This window comes from Streptacidiphilus sp. EB103A, assembly GCF_041261405.1.
Classification (GTDB): domain Bacteria; phylum Actinomycetota; class Actinomycetes; order Streptomycetales; family Streptomycetaceae; genus Streptacidiphilus.
The window spans coordinates 171427-179023 of record NZ_JBGCAQ010000022.1 but is presented as its reverse complement, the minus strand read 5'-3'; the positions used below and the strand labels follow the sequence as shown (position 1 = coordinate 179023).

Here is a 7597-nt window from a genome sequence, read left to right as displayed (position 1 = left end):
GCTCTTTCATGCCCACCCCACCACCAGCACCTGCGTGCGAGGCATCACCCACACCGAGACAGCCGAACGCCAATCGCTTCACCACCACGCTCTCACTCCGGACGCGATCATGATCAATCCAAGCAGGACTGGAAACCCCTCGCTCTGAGCGTGAAGGGCCTGCCGTCAAGGGCTACGCAGCCCAGGAGGCGAGGACTGAGCCAGCCGGGATGGCAGTGATCACCAGCGTCTGTCACCATACACATAAAGGAGCAAATCGGACAGTGTCAACTCGATTTGGTTGACACGAGGGACAAGTGCCCACGTATGCAGCTAACTTCATGATTGTGGATCAGAGCATGAGCGGCTTGATTGGCCTCAGTGGGGCAGAGTGGCAGGACCTGTGTATCCAGGTACTCCGTGTGCATCACGGCACGGATCTGATCGTGGTCCCCGACAAGGGCGGGGACCACGGGCTAGAGGCGTACACACTCACAGGTCATCTCTTTCAATGCTATAGCCCTCAAGAACCGCTGGCGACGCAGAAACGCTACGAGAAGCAGCGCGAAAAGACGACAGAAGATGTCGGTAAGTTCATTACCAATTCCGCGAAGTTGAAAAGGCTCTTCGGCGGACATGTGAAAATCAACCGTTGGATTATTCTCTGTCCATACATCGACAGCAAGGACCTTGCGGCTCACTGCTCTAGCCAGACAGCGAGAATTCGTACAGCCTGCTTGGAATACGCTGATCCAAATCTCCACGTCATCTGTCAGACCATGGAAGATTATGAGTTCAGTTACAAGAGGGTCGTAAATGGATTTCTCTCGCGGATGCATTTGCCACCCTTGGGCCAGCCCGATTACAGCACCGTCGACAGTACCCAGGTTTCCACAATGCGAGACAAACTCGCCAAGGTGCCCGTTCTTGCCAGCGAAGAAAGCAGGAACAACTATATACGGCGCATGCTCTCCTACTATTTGAGTGGCCAAGATTTCCGTGCATATATAAAAGATCACTACACTGAAATTCATGCCATGCTTGAATCTCAGCTAGACGACCTTGAACAGCGGCTAGTGATGGAGTTTATCCTTGATGAGGATGTTCGAGCGGCGGGCCACCTTAAGAAGGTTGTAGAGGAGACGGAGAAGAGAGTGCGCTCTTGCGCACCAGATTCGTCACTCAGCGACTCCAGAACTCTTGCGTACGGTCAGGTCGCCGACTGGCTCATGAGATGTCCCCTCGACTTCTACGAGGAAGCGGCTTCCTGATGGGAGGAGCTTAGAATGCCCAATTCTGATTCTCTGCAGAACGACGAAGTTGCAAATACCCTGGTGAAGTTTCGTAGCCAGCCACACCCTATACCGGCTGATGCTCGCGTAGCCTACAAGCTAGCGCAAGTTGCACTGGTTCTTAATGCGTTTAACAAGCACAGTGCCACCATTGAGAACCTACATCTGTTCACTTGGTCCCTGCAGACTCGCCGCAGTGGAGAGATGCTTGCCGCCTGGTGGTCTGGACATCGATACGCAAGTACGGTCACCCAACGATCGGACCCACATCTTTCGATCGCCTTGAATGTCGGCCTAATTCGTGGCATGGTAACAGTATCCGGCGCAAATAGTAATCGAATCACCCTGGAACAACCAGGGATTCTTTTTGCGCAGCAAATAACAGCCGATGATGGTTTAATGGTGGCGGAAAAGAATTTCCTGCACCAGTTTAATAAGCTCAGTGATGCTGCCGTTTCGCGGCGCCTTGCCCGCAGTGCTTGAGAGTAGCGAACCGAGAGGAGCCTGTGTTGAAGACTAGGATTAGGGCCGTCAAGCTCCGGGTTCAAAGCGAAGCCGGACCTGCAGGGGCGACAGTGGTCTTTGGGGCAGGTCTAAATATTCTGCGCGCCAGCAACAGTCGCGGGAAGACTCAGTCACTGCAGGCGATTACATACGCCCTCGGACTTGAGGCAATGTTCGGCCCTGGCTCCGGAACATCTCTGGGCAGTGCGATGACTACTCAACTCTACTATGGTGAACCCGAGCGACCGGTTGCCGTTAATTCTAGCTGGTGTGCCGTTGAGTTGGAGAATGAGCACGGAATTGTTACTGCGCAGAGAACAGTCAAGAACAGCCGTGTTCAGCCGAACCTCGTACGAGTGTGGCGTGGGCCAGCCATCACTGCGAGCGTGGATAATCTGCGCCACGAAGAATACTTCGTTCGGGAATCCGGATCAGCAAGGAACCCCCTCGGATTCCATCGTTTTCTAGCTGATTACCTTGACTGGCAGTTGCCGATGATCCCGAAGTACACCGGAGGAGAGGCTCCACTCTATACTGAAATTATCTTTCCGTTTCTCTATGCGGACCAGCGCGCCTGGGGATCTGCCGGACCTCGCGCGGTCACGCAATACCAATTGCGAGAGCCAACGCGCCGTGCAGCTGAATTTCTTCTCGGGTTTGCGGGCCCAGAGACCGCAGCTAAACGATACCGCCTGGAAGATAAGATCAAGAAATTGCGCGGGGAGTGGGGTAGCAAGCTAGCTGCAGTTGATGCAACAGCAACAGCTGCTGGCGGCAGGGTCATTGGTCTTCCTGAATTTCCGATTGGGGCCCGCAGTCGGAGCGGGGCCAGGCCGGCCAGAGCCACGTCAACGGGTGATGCTCGGTTGCAATTCTTGATTGGCGATGAATGGCACGGTGATGGGGAAGTCCTGGAGCTTCTTCAGCAGGCTGCTACGCCTGCCCTAGTTCCCCAAGTCGGCCATATTGGCCAAGAGACAATCCGAGAACGACTCCTTGAGCAGGAGAGGGAACTGTCGCAACTTTCCACAATGGCAAGGATTGTGGAACAGAACCTGACATTGAATGAAAAGCAGGTTGCTGTGTTGGACAGCAGGATTGACGCTCTTCGAGACGAGAAGGTAAAAAACCAGGACATCAAAACCTTGCTCAGGTTGGGCGCTTCAAGCGGCAACCTAGATATTGCAAATGCCGATTGCCCAACTTGTCACCAATCTCTCGCCAACGTCGAGGCCGGCCATGTCGGCCCTGTCCTAGACGTCGACGCTACGATCTCACTGCTCTCATCCCAGCTCCGTACATTCGAGGAGATGAGGGAGCAGGCGCATCAGGCTGCTGCGGAAAGTCAGGCATCGTACCGAGCCATCCAAAGAGCTGTAGACATTTGCCGCACAGAGATCAGAGCTCTTAAGACGGATCTAGCGGTTCCGGATGAGTACCCAAGTTCTGGTGACATCGCAAAGCGTGTCGCGGCAGAGGTAAGGCTAGCGGAGTTCAATCGGATTCGGGAAACGATTCAGGATCTCCTCGATGAAATGCAGGAAGTCGCTCAGTCAATTTTTGATGTTCGGCTTGAATTGCTCGACGTTCCAAACGTCTCACCTGAAGAGGATAATCGACGCCGAGCGCTATTGCAGCGCGTAGTCGGGGAGCAACTCACAGACTTTGGATTTAGCAGCTACGGGGCTACGCTCGTAACCATCGACGAGGAAACATTGAGGCCCGAGCGGCAGGGACTCAATCTCGATACGGATGCGAGCGCGAGTGACGTTGTTCGAACTAAAATCGCCTACTTGAACGGAATCCGAGAAGTTGCAAATTCCCTTGGCACACAACATCCTGGGTTCCTCATGCTGGACGAGCCCCGACAACACGAACTCGATGAAAATCACTTCCGTGCAACTCTGCGGAGACTCGCGCAGTGCTCGGAAATAGGCGATCAAGTTATTGCTACATCTGCAGCGTCAGTATCGGCACTTTCTGCCATGTTGGGTGATGCTGATGTAAATGTCATTGACCTGGGCGCCAAAAGACTCATTCAGCCGACTGGCGCAGAGGATTCGATGGACTTTTAAAGCCCCTCCAGGTCGATACAGCGCCGCCTTATATCAGGTCAACGCTTTAGAAGCATCCGGCAGGATTCGACTGGTGAAGCCCGCGCGACAGAGGCGCTCGTATGCGGCCATTACATCATCCGGCACCACTTGGCGGATCATGAATCCTTGCTCCGGGTAGATGATTAGCCGCTGCAGCGCCCCCACGAGCATGTCGATGACAAGACGTGCATCCTGAATGGAGGCGACGTAGTCGTCAAAGCTCATTGGTGTGGATGCGCTCACGATCTCTACGGTAGGCCAGAGCTTGCGCGCCGTGGCATACGCCCGTCGTTCCTCATATGGCTTACTGATCAGCAAGACGGATGACACATCAATGCCTGCTTCTTCTAGAAGTAGGCGAGAAAAGCGAATGTTCTCCCCCGTATTCCGAGCACGCGGCTCCACGAGCACGGCAGAGCCGGGAACGCCAAGTTCAAGGGCGCGCTCTCGATAGTGAACGGCTTCGCCACGCGGCATGCGTTCTTGCGTCGTTCGGCTCGTGGCTCCAGTGAATACGATCAGAGGCATCATGCCGTGTCGGTAAAGGTCAACGGCAGTTTCAGCGACGCCCAGGTCATGACTACCCAGACCAACAGCAACGGAGCACGGCTTAGCTTTGTGGTGCATCTGGTGGAAGTCCCACAGCTGCCGGGCGTCCCCCCATGCCTGTACTGAGATCAATGTGCTTCCTTTCGGCTCTGTGCTGAGTCTGGAACCTGGAATTCGTACGCCCACGCGAAACGCGATGCAGCGTGAACACCGATCGCAAACTCAACCACGGTGCCGTCGGCTGTGTAGGTAGTCCTGTGCAGCTCCACGACAGGTTCCCCAGTTGGCAAGATAAGCAGCTTTGCTTCCTCGGGGGTGGCGACCCTTGCGAAAATCTCCTCTTTCATGTGGTCAATCTCGTACCCATGGTCGTATAGCACCCGAAAACCTCCGCCTCGACCAGCGGGGCCTGGGGACGGGTCCACAATCCGGGTTCCCTCGACATGCTCGGGGCGGTAGTAGCTGGTAAGGGTGTGGGTGGGCTGCTCGCCTTCCTTCACGAGTCGCGCTCGCGCGTAGACCTGGGCACCGTTCGGTAGCCCGTGAGCGGCGGCAACTGCAGGCGGAGCCTCCATGAGGGTCACGGATTGCGTCTGTTCGCCACGCCGGTACGTACGTCCGGAGGCCACACGGTCAGCGATGAACGCGACTTCGTCACCGTCGCGCCACTTGACCTTGTCGTAGCGCTCGATGCCGAGGCGCTTGAGCGGAGCCTGCGGGCGTACGACAGTGCCATGGCCACGCGATGAGGTGACAAGCCCCTCTGCTTCAAGGGCCTTGTACGCAGCGTGAACCGTGGACTTGGAGCCCTCGCCGGCCTCGACCAGATCTCGGATGTGCGGCAGCTGTTGACCAGGGCTGTACTCGCCACTCCTGATCCGTTCGGCCAATCGATCTGCCAACTCTCGCCACTTCGGCGCCATGCGCAGCTCCTCTCGATGAGGCAAGTCAACCACAGTCCCAGGACTGTTGACAGTCCCAGGACTGTGGGGCATGGTCTTACCAGGAGCTCGCAGTCCTAGGACAGCGAGCAACTGGCGGCCTTCTTTGGGCTGCCCGGACCTATCCAGCACTGCCCGGAGGGCCGGGGTGAAAGCCGCCCGAAGGAAGCGTCTGTTCCTTGAGAACTCAACAGAGTGCCTGATGAACACGAGTGACTTTGGTCCTCGGCGCGCCCGGTGGGGTGCGTCGGGGTCCATGGCTACTCGTCACCTGATGAGTGGTCCCCGCCCGTGCGTTGGGGCGGCTGCCGATTCCTTGGACGGTCCGGCAGCCGCCCCCGCAGGGCCCCTCTCCTACTTGGAAAGAGAGTGACCATGAGGAACATCGTCGCAGGCCATGAGGCCGCTGACGAGTTCGAGTTCGCGGAACTCGCCCTCGGCATCGACGCCGAACTCTTCACCGGCCCCGCTGGCGGTGAGTCCGCCTCCGAGCGGGCTGCACGGCTCGCTGCCGCTCGCGACATCCTGGACGACCTGCGCCGCACGGCCCCGGACTTGGCTGAGCATGCCGCTCGGCTCGTGATCGAAGCGGACATGGACCGCGTCATTTCCGGCACCATCCCGCACCTGGCCGCGCTGCTCGGCCGCATCACGGGCACGGGCAAGGCCGGCACGGTCCGCCTGCTGGGGCAGGTGGCGGCATGACCATCACCCCTGAGCGCCTGGCCGAGATCCGGGTACTGGGCGAGGACGAGTTCCGCGATTTCGTCGTCATGGACGACGCGGTGGAGGACCTGCTGAGCGAGGTGGACAGCCTGCGCACCGTGGTCCGCTCGCTGGCCGTGTTCCTGCGCGACACCCAGGAACGCGCAGGCCGGGGATCGATGCCCAACGTGGCCAACCTGCATTTCGCCACCCTGGCGACCGAGGAGATCGTCAGGAGGTGGCAGGCATGAACCGCCGCCCGAAGATACTGCTGGTGCTGGCCCTGGTGGCCGTGGTCCTGATGGCGTTTCGGGTGTCCTGGAACGCGCTGCGGGACGTGGCCCATGCCATCGGCGCGGACCACACCGCCGCCGTGCTGTACCCGGTGGTCGTGGACGGCCTGATGGCCCTGGCCCTGGTGCTGCCCAAGGCCGACCGCCGGTTCGCGCTGCGGGTGCTGGCCGCCTACACCGCCGCCTCGCTAGTGCTGAACTACGACCATGGGATGGTGGCCGCGATCCAGTCGGGTGGCCGGGTCCACCTGGCCGACTGGGCACCTGCCGACTGGGCCCTGATGCTGCTGGCAACCTCCCTGCCGGTCGGGTCGATCGCGTTCGGCGCGGACCTGGTCGCCAAGGTACTGCACCACCAGCCGGACACCGGAGAGTCGGCACAGATCATCACAAAAGGGTCGGTGTCTGACCTCGAACAGTCGGCCGATCCCGCCCCGGTGACGTCGGTCTACGTCACCCCCGACCCGCTCCCGACCCCGGAAGCCGACACACCCGCCCTGGCCGCCGACCCGGAACCGGCGGTTCGCGCGGCTGCGGCCACGGTCAGTCGGCCGCGTCGGGCCACCGGCACCGTACCGACTGCCGCCCGCAGCAAGCGCCCGACCCGCACCCCGTCGGAGCTGCTGGCCGAAGCCCGGTCGGCGACCGCCGATTGGGCGGATGCCCGGCTGACGGCCGACAACATCCGCGCCGCCGTACACACCTCCTCCGTCAACGCCCGTGCGCTGCGCGACGCTTTGAAGGCGGAGCGCGCCAACCGGCCCCTGCACTCGGTGCCCGACGCGACACCCCCGGCACCGGAACCGACCACCGATGACGCGGTCCCGGATGATGGCGCGTCCGGCGACCAGGGCGCGGCGTGAGGTTCTACGACCCCACCGGCACCCGCTACGGCCTCCCCACCTACCCCTTCCACCTCGCCCCGCACGGCCTGCTGACCCGTCGTCAACTACGCGCCCGGGGGCTTCGGCCAGCCGGTCAGCCGGTGGCCGCTCAGCTCCTGTGGTTCTCGCGCCTGGGGGCTGGTCCCCGGGTCGCCTACCTGTACCGACTCGACTTGGCCCGCCCGGTGCGCGCGATGACACCGGCCAAAGCCACGGCTCTAGCGGCAGCCATGCTCGCGCGCCGCACCTGCCCAACCTGCCGCGCCGATGCGGGCTACGTCATCCCCACTTCGCTGGGGTCCTGCGTGCCGTGCAGCGAACCGCAGGCCCGGGCCGCCTGAACGAACAGCGCCA

9 protein-coding genes are annotated in these 7597 nt (G+C 60.1%); 7 read left to right on the top strand and 2 right to left on the bottom strand.

What is annotated here, in order from left to right; genetic code table 11:
• Positions 1-338: 338 nt before the first annotated feature.
• From ABH941_RS32400 to ABH941_RS32390, 3 genes are read left to right on the top strand one after another with little or no spacing between them, the layout of a single operon-like run.
• Complete coding sequence (locus ABH941_RS32400) at positions 339-1250, top strand: hypothetical protein (RefSeq protein WP_370133147.1); 912 nt, start codon at positions 339-341, stop codon at positions 1248-1250.
• Positions 1251-1265: 15 nt separating this feature from the next.
• Positions 1266-1754 carry a hypothetical protein gene (locus ABH941_RS32395; protein WP_370133146.1) on the top strand — a complete coding sequence of 163 codons (489 nt, stop codon included), beginning with the start codon at positions 1266-1268 and terminating at the stop codon, positions 1752-1754.
• Positions 1755-1780: 26 nt separating this feature from the next.
• Complete coding sequence (locus ABH941_RS32390; RefSeq protein WP_370133145.1) at positions 1781-3850, top strand: hypothetical protein; 2070 nt, start codon at positions 1781-1783, stop codon at positions 3848-3850.
• A gap of 33 nt (positions 3851-3883) precedes the next feature.
• On the opposite strand, the gene ABH941_RS32385 is transcribed toward ABH941_RS32390, so the two are convergent.
• Together ABH941_RS32385 and ABH941_RS32380 are read right to left on the bottom strand one after the other, a co-directional pair.
• Positions 3884-4552 carry a YdcF family protein gene (locus tag ABH941_RS32385; RefSeq protein WP_370133144.1) on the bottom strand — a complete coding sequence of 223 codons (669 nt, stop codon included), beginning with the start codon at positions 4550-4552 and terminating at the stop codon, positions 3884-3886.
• Positions 4549-5343: a GntR family transcriptional regulator gene (locus tag ABH941_RS32380; protein WP_370133143.1), complete on the bottom strand. Its 795-nt coding sequence runs from the start codon at positions 5341-5343 to the stop codon at positions 4549-4551. The genes ABH941_RS32385 and ABH941_RS32380 overlap by 4 nt, the downstream gene beginning before the upstream one ends.
• 393 nt (positions 5344-5736) lie before the next feature.
• Between ABH941_RS32380 and ABH941_RS32375 the strand changes: the two genes are divergently transcribed.
• The 4 genes from ABH941_RS32375 to ABH941_RS32360 are packed head-to-tail and all read left to right on the top strand — an operon-like array spanning position 5737 to position 7584.
• Complete coding sequence (locus tag ABH941_RS32375; protein WP_370133142.1) at positions 5737-6066, top strand: hypothetical protein; 330 nt, start codon at positions 5737-5739, stop codon at positions 6064-6066.
• A complete protein-coding gene (locus ABH941_RS32370) occupies positions 6063-6317 on the top strand; it encodes a hypothetical protein (RefSeq protein ID WP_370133141.1) in 255 nt (84 codons plus the stop codon). The genes ABH941_RS32375 and ABH941_RS32370 overlap by 4 nt, the downstream gene beginning before the upstream one ends.
• On the top strand, positions 6314-7222 hold the full coding sequence (locus tag ABH941_RS32365) for a DUF2637 domain-containing protein (RefSeq protein WP_370133140.1): 909 nt from the start codon (positions 6314-6316) through the stop codon (positions 7220-7222). The genes ABH941_RS32370 and ABH941_RS32365 overlap by 4 nt, the downstream gene beginning before the upstream one ends.
• Positions 7219-7584, top strand: a complete 366-nt coding sequence (locus ABH941_RS32360) for an RRQRL motif-containing zinc-binding protein (RefSeq protein WP_370133139.1) — start codon at positions 7219-7221, stop codon at positions 7582-7584. The genes ABH941_RS32365 and ABH941_RS32360 overlap by 4 nt, the downstream gene beginning before the upstream one ends.
• Positions 7585-7597: the final 13 nt, after the last annotated feature.

Excerpts from the sequence above, each read along its gene's own strand:
- ABH941_RS32380 (WP_370133143.1), bottom strand. The coding sequence starts at position 5,343 with ATGGCGCCGAAGTGGCGAGAGTTGGCAGATCGATTGGCCGAACGGATC.
- ABH941_RS32395 (WP_370133146.1), top strand. The coding sequence starts at position 1,266 with ATGCCCAATTCTGATTCTCTGCAGAACGACGAAGTTGCAAATACCCTG.
- ABH941_RS32400 (WP_370133147.1), top strand. The coding sequence starts at position 339 with ATGAGCGGCTTGATTGGCCTCAGTGGGGCAGAGTGGCAGGACCTGTGT.
- ABH941_RS32365 (WP_370133140.1), top strand. The coding sequence starts at position 6,314 with ATGAACCGCCGCCCGAAGATACTGCTGGTGCTGGCCCTGGTGGCCGTG.
- ABH941_RS32370 (WP_370133141.1), top strand. The coding sequence starts at position 6,063 with ATGACCATCACCCCTGAGCGCCTGGCCGAGATCCGGGTACTGGGCGAG.
- ABH941_RS32375 (WP_370133142.1), top strand. The coding sequence starts at position 5,737 with ATGAGGAACATCGTCGCAGGCCATGAGGCCGCTGACGAGTTCGAGTTC.